Origin of the sequence: Providencia rettgeri, assembly GCF_001874625.1 — a bacterium.
Lineage (GTDB): Bacteria > Pseudomonadota > Gammaproteobacteria > Enterobacterales > Enterobacteriaceae > Providencia > Providencia huashanensis.
In genome coordinates, this window is the sequence record NZ_CP017671.1 from 1,655,204 (window position 1) to 1,678,706 (window position 23,503).

Here is a 23,503-nt window from a genome sequence, read left to right on the forward strand (position 1 = left end):
GTATAGTGTCACTAGAATGTCACTATCTGGCACGAATATGTGAGTGTGAAAGCTAATTAATCCCTTAAATCAAATGGTTAATTATGGAAATGAAAACGCTGAATCATTAGGTCGGGGGTTCGAGCCCCCACAACCCACCAAGTTTTTCAATAAGTTAGGTGTTGGTTGCGTTACTTATGCGTACCATTTGGGACGTGAGCATTAAATATTGTATCAATTTGCTTGGCGTGTTTGGCTAAGTGATCTGGTGTTAAGTGTGCATATCGTAGAACCATTTTAATGTTTTCCCACCCGAAATCCCCATGATAGATTGTGCTTGACTGCATCACCACTTATCCCGAGTACCAAAACGAAAACGGCGACGAATTAGAAAGCGAGGCCCTTGCGATATTCCAAATGGTCACTGGATTGACGTGCGTGTAAATATGCCTAGTAACTTACTCTACAATCAAAAGCAAGCTGAAGCTGAGAGACTCGCTAAGATAGAAGCTAAACGTGCAGCAGAGGAAGCGGAAAGGGCAGAGCAGGAATCTGCGGAACAGGTAGAGCAACAATAAAAATCAATGCGCCAACGACTTAAGCTGGCGCATTGGTTTAATCAACTTATTCTATCAAAATAGAGACATTCACATGTCCTTTGTAGGAGCCCGGCTTAACATTGCCTAGAGCGCATAAATTAAAATATAACGACTTAATAAAGTTTTGGCTAGGAAGCGTTGATAACGAGTGGCTGTTTAAGTATGAAATTGCGTCAGATGAGTTAGCATTACAAACAGTATCACTTTGAGAGCTTAATGATGTGGCGATATAAGGCAAGTCTGCTACAGCATTAGCAGTGCTACTCGTTAACACCATTCCTGTGGTGCTATTTTCCACCAGTGCATTCCCGGGGGATAACGTTAAAAAGCCTTCCTTTCCGGCCTCGTTACAGCTTACCTGTATAGAAGCTAGGTTACTGGCTAATTTTTTCGGTGTCGGGAAATTCTGGCTTAATTGTGTTGGAAAAGTAATATCAGTTTGTGTTATAGGGGTGACTCTGCACGCTTTGAGTGCGGTGATAGTGAAGTTATCACCGCGAGTAAATAAAACGGGTCGACTTTCACTAATTATGCCACCAGATGTAGCTCGCAAAGCTACCGAGTCAATAGTTGAGCGCAATTTATATGTCCCCGGTTTTAACTTACCGCCAACAGCATAAGCAGAATAACTTGATACAGTAAAGACCGATGCATTTTGACTATCATTAATACCTGTAGGTTTAAAAAATTTTTTATTGCCACTTCTCGGGTTTATCCCCCAAGAGCCCTCCCCTTTTTCATAGGCATTATTGAAAATATAAAGTCCATTCAATGAAGTTATTTTCGTCTTATTAAGAGTTGCAGAAACATGTTGCATTGCCCCATAATCGCGCATAAATTGTGCATTAAAGGCTCCATTGACGGTAAGTACAATCATCGCACCGTTAGGGTCGTCCTCATTGACAAAGGGAATACCCGTTGTGCCTATTTCAGAATAATAGGGTAACCCTGAAACGACATAGCGTTCAGTGATGCTAAGTCCATAATGATAAGTATTGGCTTCAAGCACCGCTGATGTTATAAGGTAGGTTGTAGTTACTGCAACAGGAGGAACAACCTCTCCTAAATATCCAGTTGCACCAACCGGCACTTTTAATTCAATGGCATGACTCTGTGTGGATAGGGTTAATAAGGTGCTGAGCAAGAGTAATGTTTTTTTCATATTCGTTATGCCTGCTGTAGAAAGTCAATATAAGCGTAAAATAAGTATAATAGTGTATTGTAGAGCATATAACGAAATGCTAAGAGAGAATTTGTATTAGCATTTGTAAGTAATGGATACATTTATAATGGGTAAGAGTAGAGTTATATTTTTTATCCGTTCAGCAATGTGTGTTCTGAGTGTATTAGTGAATATGATACTTTGTGTAATAAGATAGAAAAAAGCCGCAGAGAGTGACTTTACTTGCTATATGCATCCAATAAGTCTTGAATACTCACATCCAGAATACCTGTTATCATGGATAGGTCATCTACGAATATTGATTATTTTCCATTTTCATATTGAATATATTTAGTTTCAAGCACGTCTAGGTATTTTATCATTTCTTTAGTTGAGATATTTTGGGCTATCCGCAAGGATTTAATAAATTCACCGAGCTTTTTATTTTTTATAACTCATCCTACCTTTAGATTTGATACCTTGAATACTGAACTCATATTAAGAAAGCCTAATGTGGATTGCCTTTTTTGTTTTATATATCAGGTTGTTATATTTATTTTTTTGTGGGGTATAAACTCGTTGGTATGAATAATTTTGCTTTCTGTCTCAGTTTTATAGAAAACATAGATGAACACTAACTCTTTGTGAGGTGGCTCACTATTTTAATTAATGCAACTGAGCACCAGCAATATAGGAGAAGAAAATGGATGAGTAAGTGGCTGTGATAAATTGTGACACAAAAGTAATGGGACGTGGTTGGGACTAAGTGATTTTTAAATCATTTTCAAGTATTGTTAAGTGTACCGTTATGGGACGCAATTTCCACTACCTCTGTTAGCTTTTTAATCGGTTTAAACTTTATAGCGTAAAGTGCTTATACGTTATGATTTCATATCATATTACTATATGAGTCAGTAAAGTAGATAGATATAAACACATCATGGTCAACCGCAGAGATTGAAACATTGCAATGTTTCAAATGTTCCATAAATCTTAACAAAGTCACTTTGTTTACGCTAAAAGCGATTGTGTTACCAATATTTTGATTGTTCTTTTAAATAAGGGTAGGTGAACATCATTGTTGTTGATGACTAATGGCCCACCTAGGTCAAACCAAAACTTAAATTTAGGCGTTACTTCAAAAAATAAAATGTCTTTATACCATTTTATGGCATCGTCAAGGCCATCGACATACACATGTACATGGTCTATTGCTGTCAGTTTCATTGCGTACTTCAATAAACATATAGAGTAGGATTCATCAAGGTGAATAATTATGCCAAAAATGATTTTTTAATATTCTATGAGGGGACGGTTGTAGCCTATAAAAAATAATGCCCACCGATAAGTCAAAGATTGTTTAAAAAAGTATGAGATATCTAGGCGAAGCTAACTGAATTTGTTGCTGCATTGGAGAATGTTACACAAGGTTGAGGGTGTTTTTTGATAAGAAAAATAGTTTTTACGCATTTTTCTTGTATTGAATATCAGTTTTTTATGTTTGTGTTGTAACAACGTAGATAGGAACCTAGTTAGCTTAACTTGAAATGCGAGCAATAAGCTAACCTACGGAGTAAAAATGGCAAAGGTAATCACTATTTTTGTATTACTGTACAGTATGAGTTTACCTACTTATGCGATGAAAACCTATCAACTGGATTGCCCTGATCGTGGAATAATGACAGTGCTACATACGAATTATTTAATTACCACTTTGAAATGGGGAAGCGAGTTTTTTGTATCGCGACCGACTATCCGGTATCGCAAGGAAGATGCAAGATATAATATCTACGATTTTTTAAACGGTGATTCTTTGATTAAAACCCTAGGTGACAATAAGCGTTATTATTTTATATATAAAGATGGGGATAGGGTGGAGTGTCATAAGCAAAGTGAAACCCAACTAGTTATTACCCAACTACCTATAGTGCCTTAATAACTGGCTACACCTACCTTTCAATCTTGTTGTGATATTCTAATTCTGATAAGTTTTGCTTCTTCTAATACGCGCTTAGGTAAATAGACTTAATGAAACTTATTTCTTCACTTTTTTGTTCTTTTTTGATTGCTGGGTGTACATTTAATCCTAGTTTTGAAGCGAATAAATCAACATGGCCAAAGCCACATAAAGATCAGCGCACATCTGAACAAAAAAGAATAGATAGAGAAGCTGTACATGAACAACAAAGAGCAGTGATGAGAGGTGAAAAACCAGATTATGATGTTTTTGATAGGTACTAACTTTTTGTTAAGTGTTTTTTAAAACTGTATGTTATAAACCTTTCTTTTATCACTAAAACAAGTGATTTTCTGGTGGTGAAAACCACCAGTTAAACCATACAATTATATTTCAATACGCCAATATGAATGGCCTCAATACTACCTTGGGGTAACTGTGACTGAGGCTTCATAACCTAATAAATACAAAGCTTGCTCTAAAATATCGAGCTTAGAAGCATAATGGATATCGAGTAAGCGTTCTATCTGCTGCGCATTGATATTTAACCTACGGGCGATATCGAGTCGTTGAATTTTTGAATCTAGAATCGCATTATGTAAGGCAATTTTTAGGCAGCAAGTTATTGGTAGGTAGACAGTGAATGCATTCTCAGTTGGTTGAGTTGGCGTAGGTATTCGTTTTTTCCCTTCAATATACTCTGCAAAAGTGGCTAATAATATTTCTTGGGCTTCTAATTCAACATCTTCTCTACAATAGCTCACACCTTGAAGATCAGGAAAATCAGCAAAACTGATTTCATATGCTCCTTCTTCCTCGACAAACTCGACTGTTGCTTGATAAGTAAACATACCTTTCCTTTTGCTTTTTTAATGAGGGAGGAAGTGTTGCATTTGCTTGAGGGTAAAACAAGGGATAACACATGACTTCCGAGTTTGTATGCTTAACTCTAACCATTATAAGGTAGGCCAAGGAAAAACAGACTAGCTAAAAACCTGATGGGAAGGCCGATAATTTTTTATATGGTCGCCTTAACACAAATGTATCAATAGCGGAATAGTTTTATTCGGAAACTATTAAGAAAGACAAGAAATATATGTGAATTAGGTCACAAACTTAACAATATTTTTAAGCTTAAAATGCAGCAAAATTTGTATCTTTTATAAGCATTATTTTAACTGAATTATTTTAAATAAAATTAATTTATTTTTATTGTTGTTGTTATTGAATTACGGGGTTTACTTAGATTTGGTTTTTAGTCAGCACCATTAGTTAAAATAAAAGTATATAGTAATCTTTGTAAATAATAACATATAGTTATTAGGTGGGCAGTGTACAGTTGGGTGCCATTTAAAAAAATAAGTATTGTTACCAGTAAAAATGTGTTTATCGGCAATTATTTTGATCATATTTTGAGTATATTAAAATGATACAAAAAACATATCCTGAACAGAATGTTCTTAATTGAAACCTCTATTTTTTCTCAAAATGATAAAAGAGATTAGTTATCGTAGGTTGATCATTTTATTAAAAAAAATAAATATTCGACTATTTAAATAGAAAAATAAAATCGAATTAATACAAAAATAGACTTTAATGAAGTAATAACAAGATGATTACTGAAAATATAAAATAAACAAAAATATATAACAATAAATTTTAAGTTAAATGATTGATTATATACAATACTCACAAAGTTAATTAATTTTATTAATATTATGATGTGACTATATAATAGACAATGTTTAATGATTCTAATGAAATTTGTGTGGAGTGGCGATAATATGTATGACAATATAATTATTTTTTATCTATACACGATTGAATAATTTTGAATGATGGTTCGTTTTTCAATTAAACACATTGAAAATTAATGACTAAATTTTATTCCCCTTATGCCGATATTGACTTAAATGTAATTTCAACAATTCAGTTTCTCAATACCAAACCTTGATTTGGATCAATATGTTGGTTTTGATGTTGTGATTGGTTTTTATTGCTTAGTTATCACATGAGGAGAGTGAAGAGATTGATTAAAATCCTGCCATTTACCTTAGGTTGATTCAAAATGTTGTAGATATTTGGGATAAGATGAAAGAAGATAAAGAAATAATAAAGATTATTTAATGAATTAATGGGTAATCATCCCAATGGTACAAAAAGAAACATAAGTACCTTGAATAGTTAATTTAGTGGTGCATAATAATTGACGACTAATAATGACATCGGCAAATTCTGACTTTTACTGAAAATGCTAACTTTCTAGTCATTCTTTATTGTTGTAGGTATTCAGGAAATGTATTTAATTTAAGTTTGAAACTTTGTGTTTTTATACTCCAAACTGGGTATTCACCAATGGACAACATGGGAAAGTAATGGAATACATATACCCAATTTAATTACTTTTTATATTTAATAATTTGGCTACACACAATACTTTCAAATTCATATTTGTTCTTTTTGCACACAGATGTTGATAAATATTCGTAAAGGAAAAAAAATGAGCTCGACGACAGATTTTCTGAAGCATATATACGATATTAACCTCTCATATTTGCTATTAGCCCAAAAACTCATCTCTCAAGAGAAAGCCTCTGCGATGTTCCGTTTAGGTATCTCTGATGCAATGGCAACTACTTTAGCAGAACTCACGCTTCCTCAATTAGTCAAATTAGCAGAAACAAACCAGCTAATCTGTCAGTTTAGATTTGAGAATAGCGATACGATAGAAAAGCTAACTCGTGATTCAAGGGTGGATGAATTGCAACAAATTCATACAGGTATCTTACTTTCGACCCGATTATTGCAAACGCATAATGAAGGCGACAATGAAATAGCGAGAAAAAGATGAGTACCGCAGCTGAGAAAAGTATTGTTAAAGAAGCGAATGATATTCGCTTAGCAATGGAGTTAATCTCTTTAGGGGCTCGTCTTCAAATGTTAGAAAGCGAAACTCAAATCAGTCGTGGCCGATTAGTTCGTTTGTACAAAGAGCTAAGAGGCTGCCCTCCACCAAAAGGAATGCTACCTTTTTCGACAGATTGGTTTATGACATGGGAGCAAAATATTCATTCATCCATGTTTTATAATGCTTATCAATTTTTACTCAAAAGTGGCCAATGCAAAGGGGTTGATGCCATATTAAAAGCGTATCGGTTATACCTTGAGCAATGTATTCCAGAGCCTGATCAGGAACCTTTGTTAGCTTTAACGCGTGCTTGGACGCTTGTCCGTTTTGTTGAAAGTGGCATGTTGCAAAGTTCACAATGCAGTTGTTGCCATGGGTCATTTATTACTTATGCACATATCCCTGAAAACAGTTTCACTTGCAGTTTATGCCAGCCGCCATCAAGAGCAATAAAAAAACGTAAACTTTCCGAGCATCTAGCCGATATTACGGTATATCGACAAGATGGCATTACTAAAGCGGTAATGTAATTGGATTGATTGGTCAACAGGCAAAGCTTTTTGCCTGTCATTTCCAAAATTCCCTTTGACTGCCATCTGTTAACCAACGGAGTGAAAGGGAATATTGTGTTAATACTCATCGGGTATCTCATTGTTACAGTAGCGGTTATTGGCGGATATATAATGGTCGGTGGCCATTTAGGTGCGTTATATCAACCAGCTGAATTTGTCATTATTTTAGGCGCAGGTTTAGGTGCGTTTGTTGTTGGTAACAGTGGCAAATCTATCATCGCTTTGTGCAAAGTATTACCAAAACTCTTTCGCCGTTCTTCTTATAACAAAACCATGTCGATGGATTTAATGGCGTTGTTATTTCAATTACTCAATAAATCACGTCAACAAGGGTTACTTGCCCTTGAGAAAGATATTGAGAACCCGCAAGAAAGTGAAATTTTTTCCCAATATCCTCGTATTTTAAAAGATGAAACAACCATGATGTTTGTGGTGGATTATTTGCGTCTGATGGTAAGTAGTAACTTACAAAGCCATGAAATTGAGGCGTTAATGGATGAAGAATTAGAAACCTTTCGTCAAGAAAATGAAGTCCCAGCTTCAGGTTTAAACATGGTTGGAGACTCGATGCCTGCATTCGGGATTGTTGCTGCAGTTTTAGGCGTGGTGAATGCGCTTGGCTCGGCCGACCGTCCTGCGGGAGAGTTAGGCGCTTTAATTGCCCATGCAATGGTTGGGACATTTTTAGGTATTTTAGTCGCTTACGGATTTATTCTACCATTAGCAGCACTGATTAGGCAGCGTAGTAGCGAACAACTGAAAATGATGGAGTGCATTAAGGTGACCTTTCTTTCAGCATTACAAGGTTATGCGCCGCAAATCGCCGTTGAGTTTGGTCGTAAAGTACTCTTTAGCGTAGATAGACCTTCCTTTGTTGAACTTGAGGATAGAGTTCGTGAGGTGAAAGTAGGCGCTCGCACACAAGAAACGACTGAGGAGTAGCATTAGGATGGCAGCCAATACTCCTCATATTATCCGAGTTAAAAAGCGTAATTCACATCGGCAAAGTGGCCATGGCGGTTCATGGAAAATTGCTTATGCCGATTTTATGACTGCAATGATGGCGTTCTTTCTCGTGATGTGGCTGATCTCAATTTCAAGTCCTCAGGAACTGACTCAGATTGCTGAGTATTTTCGCACCCCATTAAGTACCGCAATTAACCCAGGTAAAAAAAGTGGGGATGCTACAAACCCAATTCCCGGTGGTGGTAAAGACCCTATTTTCCGCGAAGGGGATGTGATGCCAGAACCAAACAATATTATTGACGGTGACGCAAATTATCGCTTTGAAAAATTAAAAAAGTCCCTTGAACAAGCCATTTTAAAAGACCCTCGTTTGAACGAATTAAAACCACATTTGCTCATTGATATGATTAATGATGGTTTACGTATCCAAATTGTTGATAGTGAAAATCGACCCATGTTTAAAGTGGGGTCTGCCACTGTTGAGCCTTATATGCGCGATATCCTACGTGCGATTGCACCGCTTCTGAATGATGTCCCAAACCGTATCAGCATTTCCGGTCATACGGATGATTTACCTTATGCTAATGGGGCAAATTATAGTAACTGGGAGCTGTCATCTGACCGAGCAAACGCTTCTCGTCGTGAGTTAATTCGTGGAGGGATGGATGAAAACAAGGTACTACGAGTTGTAGGAATGGCATCTGCAATCCATTTAGATACCGAAGATGGACTTGCACCTATTAACCGCCGGATAAGCATTATCGTGTTAAATGATGAAGATGCAAAACAAATATTACGTGAATACAGTGGGGCAAAACCCATCAACGATGTGCTGAATAAACCGCAAAAAATATCGTCTGACCCCATTGTGGATGAAATATCTGCGGTAAAAATACCGTGATAAATCATAGTAATTTGAATTTATTACATGATTTGTTTAGTTGTCTGCCGGTCATTCCGGCAGACAGCGTTAAGTGAAACCTAAGCGAAACTGGATAAAAACCATGGATATTACCGAGTTTTATCAAACATTTTTCGATGAAGCCGATGAGTTGCTCAGGGATATGGAACAACATTTACTTGAGCTTGATCCTTTTGACCCGGACAGCGAACAGCTAAATGCCATTTTCCGCAGTGCCCATTCAATAAAAGGAGGAGCTGCAACCTTTGGTTTCACTCAGTTGCAAAACACCACTCATACATTGGAAAACTTGCTGGATAAAGCGCGTCATGATGAGTTAACGCTCACACCTGACATCATTGACGTATTTCTTGATGCAAAAGATGTAATGGCGTCACAGTTAGATGCGTATAAAAATGATTCTTTACCTGATGAGGAAACATTTAAGCGGATTTGCGAGGTCCTTAGCCGGGTTGAAAACCATGCTGAGGAGGTCACTGAGCTAGCTCCATCGCAAACGGAACAATTAGTTGAAACTGAGATTGCTGAAACGGCCACGTCACAAGGCGAGTTTTCACACTATTTTATGATCACATTAAATCAACTAAAAGAAAGTGAAGTTGATTTACTTGCCGATGAATTAAGTTTATTTGGCAATCTGTACCACACTGAAAAAACCGCTGATAGCCTACAGGCTTGGCTTGGAACTAATACAGATATTGATGATATTTGTGGCGTATTATGTTTTGTGGTTGACGAGTCACAAATTACTCATCAAACGGTCTCTTTTAGCGACTGCCAGGCTGTTGCTCCTGAAAAAATCACTGCTAGTGAACCTGACAACCAAGCCAACGCCAACGTTGTTGAGCCGAAGGAAGAAACTAAGCCAGTAGCCACATCACCGGCTACTGCTGTAACAACGAATACATCGAAAAAACCTGCTGTAGCTAAACCCAAAGGGGACTCTAGCAGTATTCGTGTTGCAGTCGAAAAAGTTGACCAACTGATTAACTTAGTTGGCGAGCTAGTCATTATCCAATCTATGTTGACGCAACATAGCCAGCAAGTAGACCAAAACGAATACAGCGATTTATTAAGTTCGATTGTGCAATTAGAGCGGAATTCACGGGCATTACAAGAATCTGTTATGTCTATTCGCATGATGCCAATGGATTATGTCTTTAGCCGTTTTCCTCGCATGGTACGCGATATTGCATCGAAATTAGGCAAAAAAATCGAACTCAAAGTGGAAGGTAGCTCCACGGAGCTAGATAAAAGCTTAATAGAGCGGATTGTTGACCCGCTAAATCATTTGGTACGCAATAGTCTTGATCACGGAATTGAAAAACCAGAAGTTCGGTTAGCCAATGGTAAACCAGAAGCTGGCACATTAACGTTGGCTGCGGCACATCAGAGCGGCAATATTTGCATTGAAGTTCGTGATGATGGTGCGGGGTTAAACCGTGAACGCATTTTGGCAAAAGCCAAGTCTCAAGGCATGAATGTGCATGACGGGATGAGCAATGATGAAGTAGCCATGCTGATTATGGCACCCGGTTTTTCAACTGCTGAGGTCGTGACGGATGTCTCTGGTCGGGGTGTTGGAATGGATGTTGTTAAGCGGAACATTCAAGACATGGGAGGGCGTATTCAGATAGGTTTCACCGAAGGTAAAGGGACAATCATCCGTATTTTACTCCCCTTAACTTTGGCTATTCTCGATGGTATGTCCGTAAAAGTTGCGGAAGACGTATTTATCGTGCCGTTAAGCGCCATCATCAGCACATTACAACCACGTCAGGAAGATATTTACCGTTTAGCGGGTGAAGAAAAAATGTTGCTTGTGCGTGGAGAATACTTACCACTCGTTGAATTACATAATGTTTTTTCAATTGACGGGGCTGAACGCCATTTAGATAACAGCATTGTGTTGATTATCCAAAATGCAGGTCATCGCTTTGCCTTATTAGTTGACAAGCTAGTAGGACAACAACAAGTGGTGGTGAAAAATATTGAAAGTAATTATCGCAAGATCCCAGGTATTTCTGCAGCAACAATTATGGGCGATGGCTCTGTTGCATTGATTTTAGATGTGGCCGAGCTGCAAAGAATGAATAACAGCATTTTGATTAAAAAGAAACAACAGGTTTCTCAACCTGTCGTGCACTAAATAGAGGCCATACACCATGTCTATGTTAGATGATGATTTAAATAAACACGAAGAAGAAAAGAACGGCGAAGGCTATCTTATTTTCACTTTAGGTGAAGAAGAGTACGGCATTGAAATTTTAAAAGTGCAGGAAATTCGTGGCTATGAGCAGGTTACTCGTATCGCGAATACACCAGATTTTATTAAGGGCGTGACCAATTTACGTGGTGTGATTATCCCTATTATTGATTTACGCGTGAAATTCTCCCACGAAAACGTGGTGTATAACGATAATACCGTTGTCATTGTGGTGAATTTAAAAGACCGAGTCGTTGGAATTGTTGTGGATGGTGTTTCTGATGTGCTGGTATTAAATGAAGAACAAATCGCACCGCCACCTGATTTTGCTGTGACCTTATCGACACAATATTTAACAGGTCTTGGGACAGTTAATGACCGTATGTTGATATTAGTCGATATTGAAAAGTTACTAACAAGCGATGAAATGGCACTAATTGACAGCATGGCTGAGTAATTCTCAGCCTAACTATTTGTGCAAATAATAATAAGTCATTGGCTAAAGTTTTTGGCTTGATGACCGATATCCAAAATACAACAAAATTATGTTAGTAAAACGTCATGTACAGTCGAATTAAAATCGTATCAGGACTTTTGTCCGTCATTTTTATCTTTATTTTACTGCAGCTGGTATCCAGTGGTTTGATGTTTACCAAACTGGGCGATAACAGCGACAGTATAAATTACTTGAATTCATTACAACGCCAAAGGCAAGTCTTAACAGAAAGTTGGGTTAATTTATTACAAGCTCGAGCTAATTTAAATCGGTCAATTAACGCTTATTTATTAGAAGGGCGCAAAATTCAAGACGATGCCACCAATGAAGAGCTGATTAAGGCTGCGAAAAATAACTTCAAAGCGGCGGATGGTGCTTATGACCGTTATAAGAAGCTAATGCAAAGTTCGGATTATGATAAAGCCAAATTTGAACAGCTTTTTAACACTTATGAAACCTACCGAAATGCACTAATTAAGCTAGGTGAATATGCAGAAAAAGGTGATTTAGAAGGTTTTTATGCCCATAGAACCTCAGGGCATCAAGTGAAATTTGAAGAGCAATTTAACGCATACTTTGCTGATATCTCCTCTGACTTTCAAGCCGAAGTCGTAAATGCAGACAATAATTATCGCCAGTCATTATATATGTTGATGACGTTATCGATTGCGTTAGCCTTTATTGGATTCTTCAGTTATCGCTATGTTCGTAAGGGAATTATTGAACCTCTCAGTTTATTAAATCAACGAATTCAAGTCTTTGCTTCAGGGGATTTGACGCCAAATATAACCACAACGGCGAACAATGAAATTGGTGAGTTGGCGAATGGTGTCCAGCACATGCAGCAGGAGTTGATTAATACGGTGCGTGGCGTATTGGATGGTAGCGAAACTATTTACCAAGGCACTACTGAGATTGCTGCGGGTAATAATGATTTATCTGCACGAACAGAGCAACAAGTAGCTTGCTTGGAAGAGACTTCTGCCAGTATGAGTGAGCTGACGGCAACGGTGAAACAAAACACTGAGTATGCACATCAAGCCAGTGAATTTGCTAGCCAAGCATCGGTTATTGCGAAAGAGGGCGGTAAGGTTGTTTCCAATGTGGTGAGTACCATGTTGAACATTGCGGATAGCTCGCAAAAAATTTCTGATATTACCGCCGTCATTGACAGCATTGCCTTCCAAACCAATATCTTAGCATTGAATGCAGCAGTAGAAGCTGCACGAGCGGGTGAGCATGGGCGCGGGTTTGCAGTCGTTGCCGATGAAGTGCGTAACTTAGCTCAGCGTAGTGCGGATGCGGCAAAAGAAATTAAAACGCTTATTGAAGATTCAGTATCAAGAACGGATACCGGGGCACGCCAAGCCGAAGACGCAGGTGAGACAATGACTAAAATTGTCGAATCGGTTACCCGTGTGACAGACATTATGACTCATATTGCAACGGCTTCCGATGAGCAAAGCAAAGGGATTGCCCAAGTCAGCATCGCCGTAGCCGAAATGGATAAAGTCACACAGCAAAACGCGTCTTTAGTTGAGCAATCGGCAGTTGCTGCCAATGTATTGGAAGAACAAGTCGCGAAACTGTCGCAATTGATTTCTATCTTCCGCTTACCACCATTAAAACAAAGTGAAATACGTAATATTAAACCGGCAGAAAGAACGGTTTCGAATATCGTTAAAACGCCGGATTTAACAAAAATATCATCGAAGGAACATAAAGATGATGACAATTGGGAAACTTTCTAACGATTAAGCTCAGTTTTACGCTGCAAAGCTTCGGTTTTGCAGCGTTTCTGTGCATTAGAAAACAAGGCAATGTATTAGGCGATCAGTTCTCTTAGCTGGCACAAGTGGGGATTTCAATGTTTGGTAAAAATATCCGGATTTCAGTGAGTTTATATCTACTTCTCATTTTATTTTGTGGGATGCAGATCGTGTCTAGCGGGGTTTCTGTTGGAATAGTTGTTAGTGAATTAAATTCATTGGAACGCATCGATTTAGGGTCAAATAAGCGTGCACTATTAGAAGAAACGAATAAACACTTAATGCAGGCACGTAACAGCCTGACGCAAATTGCATTACTGAATAAAGTTGGGGGGCATGAGCCTCTGATAGAAGAAACACAGGTGACATTCGATAATTTACTAGCGGAAGCGGCTAAAGATTACACCGAATTTAAAAACCAGCCAATCCTTAGTGAAGAAGAGAACCTCGCGGCGCTGGATGAAAGGTACCAAGCTTTTGTTATCACATTAAAAGCGTTAAAAACGCATTTAGATAATAAAGATGTTCCAGCTTACATTGCCTTACCCGCTCAAGAAAACCAAGAACAACTTGAAGCAGGGATTCGCGATTACCTCGATTTACTGAAAATCGAGAATGAAGAGTCTTTATCTGCGGCAAGGATGTACAACACCTTCGCTTGGAGCTCATTTATCTCTGTTATCGTGATCATCATAGTAGTCATCGCATTTGCCCACTATTGGATGAAACGCAAGGTAATCACTCCTCTTAAAAGTATGGGAGAACACTTTGCATTAGTCGCAGATGGGAAATTAAACCAAACTATCGAAGTGAAAACGGGTGATGAAATTGGCGAGGTTTTTGGCAAGTTAAAGCAAATGCAAGAGTCTTTAGTCACATCAGTGACAGCGCTGCGTTCAAATACCGACCAAATGTATACGGGTATCCGCGAAATTGCTTTAGGCAATAATAACTTATCCTCACGTACTGAGCAGCAAGCCGCATCTTTGGAAGAAACGGCGGCTAGTATGGAAGAGCTGACAGCAACGGTTAAGCAAAACGCAGACAACGCGCGTCAGGCGAGTGAATTGGCGGTGAGTGCTTCTAAGACGGCAACGAAAGGGGGCGAAATTACAGAAGATGTCATCGATACCATGACGTCGATTGCAAACAGCTCTCAAAAAATCAGTGCCATTATTAGTGTGATTGATGGTATTGCCTTCCAAACTAACATCTTAGCGCTAAATGCTGCTGTTGAAGCTGCGCGAGCGGGTGAACAAGGGCGAGGTTTCTCTGTTGTTGCAGGGGAGGTTAGGGCCTTAGCCCAGCGCAGTGCCGAAGCCGCCAAAGAAATTAAAACTCTTATTGATGAGTCCGTGGGCCGTGTAAGTCAAGGTTCTCAATTAGTGAATGAAGCGGGTACCACAATGAGTGAGTTGGTTGCAGCTGTTAACCAAGTTACTGAATTGATGGGAAATATTGCTTCAGCCTCAAATGAACAAAGTCGGGGTATTGAGCAAGTAGCTACCGCTGTAAGCCAAATGGATCTTGTCACCCAGCAAAACGCAGCTTTAGTGGAACAATCTACTAGTGCTACTGCTGCCTTAGAAGATCAGGCCAACAACTTAGTTGATACCGTTGCGTTCTTTGAACTCCCCGAAAATGGGACTCAGCGAATTCGACGTTGAGTAGATGAGTTTTAATTTACAGTTTTAAGTGAATCAATTTATTGGTTTTCGGCTGAGGAAGTGAAACACAATTTTCATTTCCTCCGCCATCAAGAGCAGCCTGAATATCCGGCTGCTTCTGGGTTTTTATTGAATAGGACGACAAGTACGATGCTTTTTGTACCACAGGTGGAACCACTGACTGATGATGAGTTTAGTCGGGTTTGTCGATTTATTCATAAAAAATCAGGCATTGTCCTTACCATGAATAAAAAAAATATGGTCTATAACCGGCTATTAAAGAGGTTAAGGGATTGTAATATCGGCAATTTTTCGGATTATTTGCGGATGTTAGAGCGTGAACCTCAGCATCCAGAGTGGCAAGCTTTTGTAAATGCTTTAACCACCAATTTAACGGCCTTTTTCCGCGAACCGCATCATTTTGTGACGCTGGCGGAGTTTATCCGTACACGGAAAAACAGCCCTATTAATGTTTGGTGTGCAGCTTCTTCGACTGGTGAGGAACCCTACTCTATCGCCATGACACTGAGTGATGTTCTGGGGCCTAATGCTGTTAATGCCAAAGTGATTGCTAGTGATATTGACACTGAAGTCTTGGAAAGAGCTAAGCAGGGTGTATACCGCATTGAAGAGTTGAAGAACCTAAGTGCATTACAGCGACAGCGCTATTTTATGAAAGGTGTTGGTGAGTTTGATGGCTATGCCCGAGTGAAACCCGCATTACGGCAAATGATTGAATTTCGTTACTTAAATCTTAGCGACCATGACTGGCAATTACAGCATCGTTTTGACGCTATTTTTTGCCGTAATGTCATGATTTATTTTGATAAAGAAATGCAAATGAAAATGCTAGAGCGTTTTGTTCCATTGCTTAAGCCAGATGGTTTGTTATTTATTGGACATTCAGAAAATTTATCTCAGTTATCGCAAAGTTTTGTGATTAAAGGGCAAACCGTCTACAGCTTGCAAGCTGCGAGGAGGGGGTAATGAAAAAAATTAAAGTGCTATGTGTGGATGACTCAGCACTGATGCGTCAATTAATGCGCGAAATTATTAATAGTCATGAAGACATGGTAGTGGTGGATACCGCACCAGATCCTTATGTTGCACGTGACTTAATTAAACAACATGAGCCTGATGTCATTACGTTAGACGTCGAAATGCCACGTATGGATGGTATTGATTTCTTAGAAAAATTAATGCGTTTACACCCAATGCCCGTCGTCATGGTTTCGACATTAACCTCTAAAGGTTCCGAAGTGACGTTAAAAGCATTGGAATTAGGCGCGGTAGATTTTGTCACCAAACCGCAAATTGGTATCCGTGAAACGATGATCAGTTATCGCGATGTGATTGGTGAAAAAATTCGTGCAGCGGCGATGTCAAAAATTACACAGCGCAGTCGTTTTACGCGTGCAGAGAAAAAAGTTACAGAGCCGATTTCACAGGCTAAAGCTTTGTCTCCATATGTTTGTAATAGCCGAGTCATTGCGGTTGGTGCATCGACTGGGGGGACAGAGGCGATACGTCAATTTCTTGAAATGCTCCCTAAAGAGTGCCCGCCCGTAGTGATCACCCAGCATATGCCCGCAGGGTTTACTCGCTCGTTTGCTGAAAGACTAAATAAACTTTGCGTGTTGACAGTCAAAGAAGCGGAACACAACGAATTGCTGCAAAAAGGCCATGCGTACATTGCTCCTGGCGACTCACATATGCTAATTGCAGATAAAGGCAAAGGTTTTCAAGTCATTTTGCAACAGAGTGAGCCGGTTAACCGCCATCGCCCATCTGTTGATGTGTTATTTGATTCTGTTGCCCAGTGTGTTGGCCGAAAATGTATTGGCATTTTGCTGACAGGAATGGGAATGGATGGGGCAAAAGGGCTACTTAATTTACGCCAGCAGGGGGCTATCACTTATGCGCAAAACGAAAGTAGTTGCGTTGTATTTGGTATGCCGCGTGCTGCGATAGAAATGGATGCGGCGGATGAGGTGCAAGATATTCTTAAAATTGCCCCTAGCGTTTTAGCAAGACTTTCTTCTGTGTCGGTTTAACGATGCAGAAATTCACAATTGTTTTTTGAAGGAGTGGTTATGGCCGCTAAAGATCTCAGTTTTTTGGTTGTCGATGATTTTTCTACAATGCGTCGTATCGTCCGTAACTTATTAAAAGAGCTCGGGTTTAATAAAATAGAAGAAGCAGAAGACGGCGTTGATGCATTAGAGAAGATCCGCACAGGCAATATCGATTTTGTTGTTGCAGATTGGAACATGCCAAATATGGATGGTTTAGAACTGCTTAAAACTATCCGTGGTGATGATGCCCTGAAACATATTCCAGTTCTAATGGTCACCGCAGAAGCCAAAAAGGAAAATATTATTGCAGCCGCACAAGCAGGAGCAAGTGGTTATGTGGTTAAGCCGTTTACCGCAGCTATCTTGGAAGAAAAATTAAATAAAGTTTTTGAAAAAATGGGTCTGCAATAAACGCGTATACCAAAGGAGATTGTCATGACAGAACAGTGTGGTATCGGGAGCAATCGCAATGGTAATGATGATTTAAAACAAGTCATTACGCGGATTGGTACCTTAATGAGAACGCTAAGAGAGAGCATGCGAGAGCTTGGTCTTGAAAAAAGTGTTCAACAGGCGGTTGCCAGCATTCCTGATGGTAAAGATAGGTTACGTTATATTGCCCAAATGACTGCGCAAGCAGCAGAAAAAACGTTAAATGGCATTGATGTTATCAAGCCATTACAAGTTGATATGAATAAAAACGCACAAGCGTTACAACAGCAATGGCAAGAAGCGGAAAATGATGCTGTCCCGGCTCAATTGCGACAATCAACAGAGGCATTTTTAAGCCAAGTGATCCAAGACAGCGAAACGACTAAAGCTGAACTACTTGAAATTATGATGGCGCAAGATTTCCAAGATTTAACAGGGCAAGTCATCAAAAAAATGATGGAAGTTGTTGAAGAAGCGGAAAAACAATTACTGGCTTTGTTGATGGAGAATACGCCACCAGAAATGCGCGTCAAAACGCAAAATGAAGGTTTGCTCAATGGGCCTCAAATTAATAAAGAAGGTGTGAACGTAATGGCATCACAGTCACAGGTTGATGATCTTCTTGATGAACTCGGTTTCTAACCGAACATTTTAAGCCTTTGTTTATGGAGCTACCCTAATAGTCATCCTGCTAGAGTAGCTTCAATTTAGTTGAATTATATCTTCATCAGACTGCAAGCGGCTGCGCTGTTGACTACATTTATTCACCTTAGTCACTTTGTTGATAGAGGCTTTATCGACGAGTTCATTTATTGGCTAGCGCTAACTTGAGTTATTTAGAGTATAGGGGGTATTGTAATGATAAATAACGATTTAATCTCTACTATAGTCAGGGACACTGAAACAGAACAACATAATGAGACTGATATTGAATCACCTTATATAGAATTAGAAATACGCAAAGAGATGATTAACCAGCTTAAATTAGCCCGCATTGCCAATAATTTAACCCAAGTCCAAATCGCTGAAAAAATGAAAACGCAAAAGCAAAATATTTCACGTTTAGAAAAAGGGCAATTTGACCCTAAGCTTGGCACATTACTAAAGTATGCAGATGCATTAGGCATGCGCCTTTCACTGAGCGTCACGGTCAAATAAGTTGAAAGGTACAGCGAATATTAATCATGCTGATATACCGTGATGATTTTGCTGCCGAGCACCTGTTCTAGTTGGTCGATAAAGCAGTCTTGTATGTCCCAATTATGGAAGCTAAAACCTAAATTTCCAAAAGCCCATTGTGGGTCAAAATTCCAACCGGAAAGTGGGGCATTGAAGTTGCAATTAAAACACCCAAGAATTTCAGGTCTCCCTTCGTACCAATCGGAAACGGTATCGCCCCATGCGTTACTATGTTCACTTTGTTCTTTGGCGCATTGTGGGCAATAAATACCAAGACCATTTCCCCCTGCGTGGAATACGGTGCGTTCGGTGACGATAGTTAAATAGTTTTTTAATGTCTCTTCAGGTAATTGAGTCGGTACTATCTCATCATTGACAACATAGAGAATCGGCTCTTTATAGGCGGGCGTTGGGCGATAAATAACTTCACCATATTCAATATGTTGAAAATGTGGGTCAATAATGCCTTGTTGCTTTAGCCAATTAAGTATGTGCTGCGCATGCTTAGGGGCATCTTCTAAGGGAACATCAGGGGCAACAAGATGACAAATATCCATAATAACCTTTTATTGTTAAAAGCCATCAATAAGTAAGTCAATTGCGTGTTTAATCGTGTTTTGTTGGCAGTTCAAGTCAACGATTTCTTTCCCTAATAATGAATGAGGGACGCAAGCCATTTGGTGTGTCATTAAAACAAACACCTGCCCGTTGCTAAATAACTGGGGGTTAAGGCAAGTAGGTAATGGCTTTTTAACTAGCCTGCTATCGAATAACGGGATGACTAAAAGAGTATTCAATATATCAATAATATTACTTTGAATGTCCAGTAAATATGGGTGTTTGACTGTATCTTCTCGATTTTGATAGAGGCAATATTGCATTAAAAACCCTTGTATTTATCTGAGAGTAATCCGTATTCTTCATTGATCCTATTTAACTGGTTAAAACCTTCGATATTTTCATTTTTCCACTTTTGTGCTTCTAGGCGTTTTAATTCAGCTTGTAAGGCACAAGTTAGTATTGCAGATAAGTTGAGTTTAGCCCGCCATGCTTGTTCGCAGAGCTCAGGCGTTACAGTGACACTGATATTTTTTTATTCTTTATTAATACGAAATATAGGATTATCTTCAGTGAGCGCTCATGTTTGCGAAGCTATTCGCAAGATTGCTGGCTTATTGCTCAATGGGCAAATAACCCCCTCGAAGTGTGTCTATTTTCCACCATTGATTTTCTTACACTCTGTCATGCTATGCGATAACTCGTATTTTAAAATGATGGAACAGATGTGTCCGACGAGAGTGATGTAGAAAAAACAGAAGAACCCACTCCCCATAAAAAGCAGAAAGCCAAAGATGATGGGCAAATAGTTCGTTCAAAGGAATTGAGCTCGTTAATGATGATGTTAGCGGGTATTAGCTTACTGTGGCTAAGTGGTGGGCATCTGGCAACTCAACTAAGACAAATAGCTCGCCAAGGGTTTATTTTTGATGGGCATTATTTACAAAATACGGGCTTAATGATCAGCTACTTAGCTAGGGTCGTTAGTGAGGCATTATTTGCTTTACTTCCGGTGATTGGTGGGTTGGCGCTCGTTGGGATTTCGGCTTCGTCACTGGTGGGCGGGCTAGTATTTAATAGCAAATTGATTAAGTTTGATTTGAAAAAACTTAACCCGTTGAAAGGGTTAAAACGTATTTTTTCAATGAATGCATTATCTGAGCTATTTAAAGCAATTTTGAAATCGTTATTTGTTGGGTTAGGGGCCTTTATATTTTTATGGGAAAGTTGGCCATCATTGCTGCATTTAGTGATGGAATCACCGATTACCGCCCTTAGTAATGCACTACAAAAAGTAATTTTTGCTGGCTACTTAATTGTCTTTTTACTGATCCCAATGGTGGCGTTTGATGTGTTTTACCAATTTCGCTCTCATTTGAAAAAATTAAGAATGAGCCGCCAAGAAATCAAAGATGAATTTAAACAGCAAGAGGGTGACCCCCAGATAAAAGCCAAAATTCGCCAGCAGCAACGTGCTATCGCGCGTAATAGGATGATGGCGGATGTCCCCAATGCGGATGTGATAGTCACCAACCCAACCCATTATGCGGTGGCGCTAAAATATGATGATAAAAGAATGGGAGCGCCAAAAGTATTAGCAAAAGGCGCTGGGGTTTTTGCTCAACGTATTAAAGAAATCGGTGAAGAACACCGAATATTGCAGTTAGAAGCACCGCCCTTAGCACGTGCATTATATCGCCATGCAGAGATAGGACAAAGTATCCCTGTTGCCTTATATGCTGCGGTAGCAGAAGTTTTAGCATGGGTTTACCAATTACGTCGCTGGCGTCGTGAAGGTGGGCTCAGACCGAAAAAACCGAAAAATTTACCAGTGCCACCAACACTGGACTTTGCTGGAGATAACAATCGAGATGGCTAATTTGGCTTCACTTTTAAAATTGCCGAAAAACTTACAAGGAACGCAGTGGCAAATACTTGCGGGTCCGGTTCTTATCTTATTGATTTTGTCGATGATGGTACTGCCATTGCCGGCATTTTTATTGGATTTATTGTTTACTTTTAATATCGCACTTTCCATCATGGTATTGCTAGTGGCGATGTTCACTAAACGGACCCTCGATTTTGCCGCGTTTCCAACCATCTTGTTATTCGCCACATTGTTACGTCTTTCCCTTAACATTGCTTCTACGCGGATTATTTTACTTGATGGTCATACAGGGCCAGACGCAGCAGGGCGAGTCGTTGAAGCATTTGGCCACTTTTTAGTCGGCGGTAATTTTGCTATCGGTATTGTGGTATTTATCATCCTAGTATTAATTAACTTTATGGTTATCACTAAAGGTGCGGGGCGCATTGCGGAAGTGGGCGCACGCTTCGTACTTGATGGTATGCCGGGTAAGCAAATGGCTATCGACGCAGACCTCAATGCTGGCATCATTAGTGATGACGAAGCGAAAAAACGCCGTGCCGAAGTAACCCAAGAAGCTGATTTTTACGGTTCAATGGACGGGGCGAGTAAGTTCGTCCGTGGCGATGCTATCGCGGGGATCATGATTATGGTGATTAACGTGATTGGAGGCTTAATTGTTGGGGTCGGTCAACATAATATGTCTCTGGGGGATGCGACCAGTGCCTATACCTTGTTAACCATCGGTGATGGTTTAGTCGCCCAAATTCCGGCATTAATTATTTCGACCGCGGCAGGGGTTATCGTCACTCGTGTTGCAACGGATGAAGATGTGGGTGAACAGATGGTTAACCAACTCTTCAATAACCCGCGAGTGATGTGGCTCAGTGCAGGGGTCCTTGGGCTAATAGGTTTAATACCTGGAATGCCTAACTTTGTTTTCCTGTTGTTTACTGCAGCGTTAGCGGCATTGGGTTGGTATCTAGTTCGTAAAGCTCAGCAACCGGAAAATGCCGCGGGGGACAACAACCAAGCACAACATTTTCAAGAAGCGAACAAAGTTGTTGAAGCAACGTGGGATGATGTTCAATTAGAAGACTTGTTAGCGATGGAGGTCGGGTATCGATTGATACCGCTCGTTGACAGTGAGCAGCAAGGTGAATTGCTGGGTCGCCTTCGTGGTTTACGTAAGAAATTCGCTCAAGAAGTAGGCTATTTGCCCCCTGTTGTCCATATTTGTGACAACCTAGCACTTTCCCCATGTGAATACCGTATTTTAATTAAAGGCGCTGAAGTTGGGCGTGGTGAAGCACAACCGGGGCGTAGTCTTGCTATCGACCCTGGTAATGCGGCGGGGTCATTGCAAGGTGATGAGACTAAAGAACCTGCATTTGGTTTACCTGCCGTTTGGATTGATGATGATTTACGTGAGCAAGCGCAAATTCAAGGCTATACGGTAGTGTCTGCGAGTACCGCGGTAGCAACGCATTTCAATCAAATTTTATTGCAAAACTCAAGCACGTTATTTGGTCGCCAAGAAGCACAAATGTTATATGACCGAGTGAAAAAAGAGATGCCAAAACTGGCTGATGACCTGATCCCCGATACCATCTCATTAACAATTTTGCACCGTGTTCTACAGAATTTATTAATGGAAGACGTAGTGATCCGCGATATGCGTACCATTATTGAAACACTAGCAGAAATGGCGGGGGAAAATGGCGAGCAAAAAGACACGGACTATTTAACTTCGCAAGTGAGAATTGCATTAGGCCGCGCTATTACTCAACAGTGGTTTGGTAATGCAGAAGAAATTCAAGTTATTGGTTTAGATGCGGGGCTTGAACAAATTTTATTGCAAGCGGCCAAAAATGGTGGGGGCTTAGAGCCTAACCTTGCGCAGTTTATTCAAACTCAAGCAGAACAAGCAATTTCTCACCAAGAAGCGATGGGGGCTCCTACAGTGTTATTAGTTAACCATGCTTTACGCCTAATTTTATCGCGTTTCTTACGCCGAAGTTTGCCGCAGTTAGTGGTGATGTCTAATTTAGAAATGACTGACCACCGTAAGATTAGAATGACTTCGATGATTAGTGGTAGCTAACCCTGTTGCGCCAACCTATATGGCCAGTAGGATAGGTATGTCATTGTTTTAAGGCATATACCGAAGGCGTGTATTTGAACCCACG

At 39.7% G+C, this 23,503-nt stretch carries 24 protein-coding genes and 1 pseudogene; 18 read left to right on the forward strand and 7 right to left on the reverse strand.

Annotated features, from left to right (window positions below; translation table 11 throughout):
• Positions 1 to 170: 170 nt before the first annotated feature.
• Positions 171 to 293, reverse strand: a pseudogene (locus RB151_RS23605) (integrase); the annotation flags it as partial.
• A 132-nt stretch (positions 294 to 425) separates the two neighbouring features.
• On the opposite strand from RB151_RS23605, the gene RB151_RS24210 reads away from it, so the two are divergent.
• Complete coding sequence (locus RB151_RS24210) at positions 426 to 557, forward strand: hypothetical protein (RefSeq protein ID WP_257786027.1); 132 nt, start codon at positions 426 to 428, stop codon at positions 555 to 557.
• Positions 558 to 603: 46 nt separating this feature from the next.
• Here RB151_RS24210 and RB151_RS22900 read toward each other — a convergent pair whose 3' ends face one another.
• Both RB151_RS22900 and RB151_RS07300 read right to left on the reverse strand, forming a co-directional pair.
• The gene (locus tag RB151_RS22900; RefSeq protein ID WP_052219422.1) at positions 604 to 1,740 is read right to left on the reverse strand and encodes a hypothetical protein; all 1,137 of its coding nucleotides are present in this window, start codon (positions 1,738 to 1,740) and stop codon (positions 604 to 606) included.
• Between the two features lie 1,011 nt (positions 1,741 to 2,751).
• A complete protein-coding gene (locus RB151_RS07300) occupies positions 2,752 to 2,967 on the reverse strand; it encodes a hypothetical protein (RefSeq protein ID WP_048606782.1) in 216 nt (71 codons plus the stop codon).
• 352 nt (positions 2,968 to 3,319) lie between these two features.
• Here RB151_RS07300 and RB151_RS07305 point away from each other — a divergent pair, with 352 nt between their 5' ends.
• Positions 3,320 to 3,676 (forward strand): hypothetical protein, encoded by a 357-nt coding sequence (locus tag RB151_RS07305; protein ID WP_042844291.1) that lies wholly within the window; start codon positions 3,320 to 3,322, stop codon positions 3,674 to 3,676.
• Positions 3,677 to 3,768: 92 nt separating this feature from the next.
• Positions 3,769 to 3,981, forward strand: a complete 213-nt coding sequence (locus RB151_RS07310) for a hypothetical protein (protein WP_042844290.1) — start codon at positions 3,769 to 3,771, stop codon at positions 3,979 to 3,981.
• Positions 3,982 to 4,119: 138 nt separating this feature from the next.
• Here RB151_RS07310 and RB151_RS07315 read toward each other — a convergent pair whose 3' ends face one another.
• The gene (locus RB151_RS07315; RefSeq protein WP_071547927.1) at positions 4,120 to 4,548 is read right to left on the reverse strand and encodes a hypothetical protein; all 429 of its coding nucleotides are present in this window, start codon (positions 4,546 to 4,548) and stop codon (positions 4,120 to 4,122) included.
• Positions 4,549 to 6,197: 1,649 nt separating this feature from the next.
• Between RB151_RS07315 and flhD the strand changes: the two genes are divergently transcribed.
• From flhD to RB151_RS07380, 13 genes are all read left to right on the forward strand, one after another.
• Entirely contained in the window at positions 6,198 to 6,548 is a 351-nt protein-coding gene (gene flhD / locus RB151_RS07320; RefSeq protein ID WP_042844288.1) for a flagellar transcriptional regulator FlhD, read from the forward strand.
• Entirely contained in the window at positions 6,545 to 7,135 is a 591-nt protein-coding gene (gene flhC / locus RB151_RS07325; RefSeq protein WP_042844287.1) for a flagellar transcriptional regulator FlhC, read from the forward strand. Before flhD ends, flhC begins: the two co-directional genes overlap by 4 nt.
• A gap of 96 nt (positions 7,136 to 7,231) precedes the next feature.
• Positions 7,232 to 8,119 (forward strand): flagellar motor stator protein MotA, encoded by an 888-nt coding sequence (gene motA / locus RB151_RS07330; protein ID WP_042844286.1) that lies wholly within the window; start codon positions 7,232 to 7,234, stop codon positions 8,117 to 8,119.
• A 7-nt stretch (positions 8,120 to 8,126) separates the two neighbouring features.
• A complete protein-coding gene (gene motB, locus RB151_RS07335) occupies positions 8,127 to 9,044 on the forward strand; it encodes a flagellar motor protein MotB (protein ID WP_042844285.1) in 918 nt (305 codons plus the stop codon).
• Between the two features lie 103 nt (positions 9,045 to 9,147).
• The gene (cheA, locus tag RB151_RS07340; RefSeq protein ID WP_042844284.1) at positions 9,148 to 11,214 is read left to right on the forward strand and encodes a chemotaxis protein CheA; all 2,067 of its coding nucleotides are present in this window, start codon (positions 9,148 to 9,150) and stop codon (positions 11,212 to 11,214) included.
• Positions 11,215 to 11,230: 16 nt separating this feature from the next.
• Positions 11,231 to 11,728 carry a chemotaxis protein CheW gene (gene cheW, locus RB151_RS07345; RefSeq protein WP_042844283.1) on the forward strand — a complete coding sequence of 166 codons (498 nt, stop codon included), beginning with the start codon at positions 11,231 to 11,233 and terminating at the stop codon, positions 11,726 to 11,728.
• A gap of 104 nt (positions 11,729 to 11,832) precedes the next feature.
• Entirely contained in the window at positions 11,833 to 13,518 is a 1,686-nt protein-coding gene (locus RB151_RS07350; protein WP_042844282.1) for a methyl-accepting chemotaxis protein, read from the forward strand.
• A 116-nt stretch (positions 13,519 to 13,634) separates the two neighbouring features.
• On the forward strand, positions 13,635 to 15,203 hold the full coding sequence (locus RB151_RS07355) for a methyl-accepting chemotaxis protein (protein ID WP_042844281.1): 1,569 nt from the start codon (positions 13,635 to 13,637) through the stop codon (positions 15,201 to 15,203).
• A gap of 150 nt (positions 15,204 to 15,353) precedes the next feature.
• On the forward strand, positions 15,354 to 16,190 hold the full coding sequence (locus RB151_RS07360) for a CheR family methyltransferase (RefSeq protein ID WP_042844279.1): 837 nt from the start codon (positions 15,354 to 15,356) through the stop codon (positions 16,188 to 16,190).
• Entirely contained in the window at positions 16,190 to 17,257 is a 1,068-nt protein-coding gene (locus RB151_RS07365; protein WP_042844278.1) for a protein-glutamate methylesterase/protein-glutamine glutaminase, read from the forward strand. The genes RB151_RS07360 and RB151_RS07365 overlap by 1 nt, the downstream gene beginning before the upstream one ends.
• Before the next feature lie 39 nt (positions 17,258 to 17,296).
• Complete coding sequence (gene cheY / locus RB151_RS07370; RefSeq protein WP_034782834.1) at positions 17,297 to 17,689, forward strand: chemotaxis response regulator CheY; 393 nt, start codon at positions 17,297 to 17,299, stop codon at positions 17,687 to 17,689.
• A 24-nt stretch (positions 17,690 to 17,713) separates the two neighbouring features.
• Complete coding sequence (locus RB151_RS07375) at positions 17,714 to 18,352, forward strand: protein phosphatase CheZ (protein ID WP_042844277.1); 639 nt, start codon at positions 17,714 to 17,716, stop codon at positions 18,350 to 18,352.
• A gap of 216 nt (positions 18,353 to 18,568) precedes the next feature.
• Positions 18,569 to 18,868: a helix-turn-helix transcriptional regulator gene (locus tag RB151_RS07380; RefSeq protein WP_042844276.1), complete on the forward strand. Its 300-nt coding sequence runs from the start codon at positions 18,569 to 18,571 to the stop codon at positions 18,866 to 18,868.
• A 20-nt stretch (positions 18,869 to 18,888) separates the two neighbouring features.
• Here the strand turns inward: RB151_RS07380 and RB151_RS07385 are convergent, their stop codons facing one another.
• Genes RB151_RS07385 through RB151_RS07395 form a run of 3 tightly spaced genes read right to left on the reverse strand, consistent with a single transcriptional unit; the run spans position 18,889 to position 19,976 of the window.
• Positions 18,889 to 19,446, reverse strand: coding sequence for a hypothetical protein (locus RB151_RS07385; protein WP_071547928.1), 558 nt, complete (start codon positions 19,444 to 19,446; stop codon positions 18,889 to 18,891).
• A 15-nt stretch (positions 19,447 to 19,461) separates the two neighbouring features.
• On the reverse strand, positions 19,462 to 19,770 hold the full coding sequence (locus RB151_RS07390) for a CcdB family protein (RefSeq protein WP_048606785.1): 309 nt from the start codon (positions 19,768 to 19,770) through the stop codon (positions 19,462 to 19,464).
• A complete protein-coding gene (locus tag RB151_RS07395; RefSeq protein WP_071548836.1) occupies positions 19,770 to 19,976 on the reverse strand; it encodes a type II toxin-antitoxin system CcdA family antitoxin in 207 nt (68 codons plus the stop codon). Before RB151_RS07395 ends, RB151_RS07390 begins: the two co-directional genes overlap by 1 nt.
• Positions 19,977 to 20,174: 198 nt before the next feature.
• Here RB151_RS07395 and flhB point away from each other — a divergent pair, with 198 nt between their 5' ends.
• Both flhB and flhA read left to right on the forward strand, forming a co-directional pair.
• Positions 20,175 to 21,326 carry a flagellar biosynthesis protein FlhB gene (flhB, locus tag RB151_RS07400; RefSeq protein ID WP_042844273.1) on the forward strand — a complete coding sequence of 384 codons (1,152 nt, stop codon included), beginning with the start codon at positions 20,175 to 20,177 and terminating at the stop codon, positions 21,324 to 21,326.
• Positions 21,319 to 23,418, forward strand: a complete 2,100-nt coding sequence (gene flhA, locus RB151_RS07405) for a flagellar biosynthesis protein FlhA (protein ID WP_042844272.1) — start codon at positions 21,319 to 21,321, stop codon at positions 23,416 to 23,418. The genes flhB and flhA overlap by 8 nt, the downstream gene beginning before the upstream one ends.
• Positions 23,419 to 23,503: the final 85 nt, after the last annotated feature.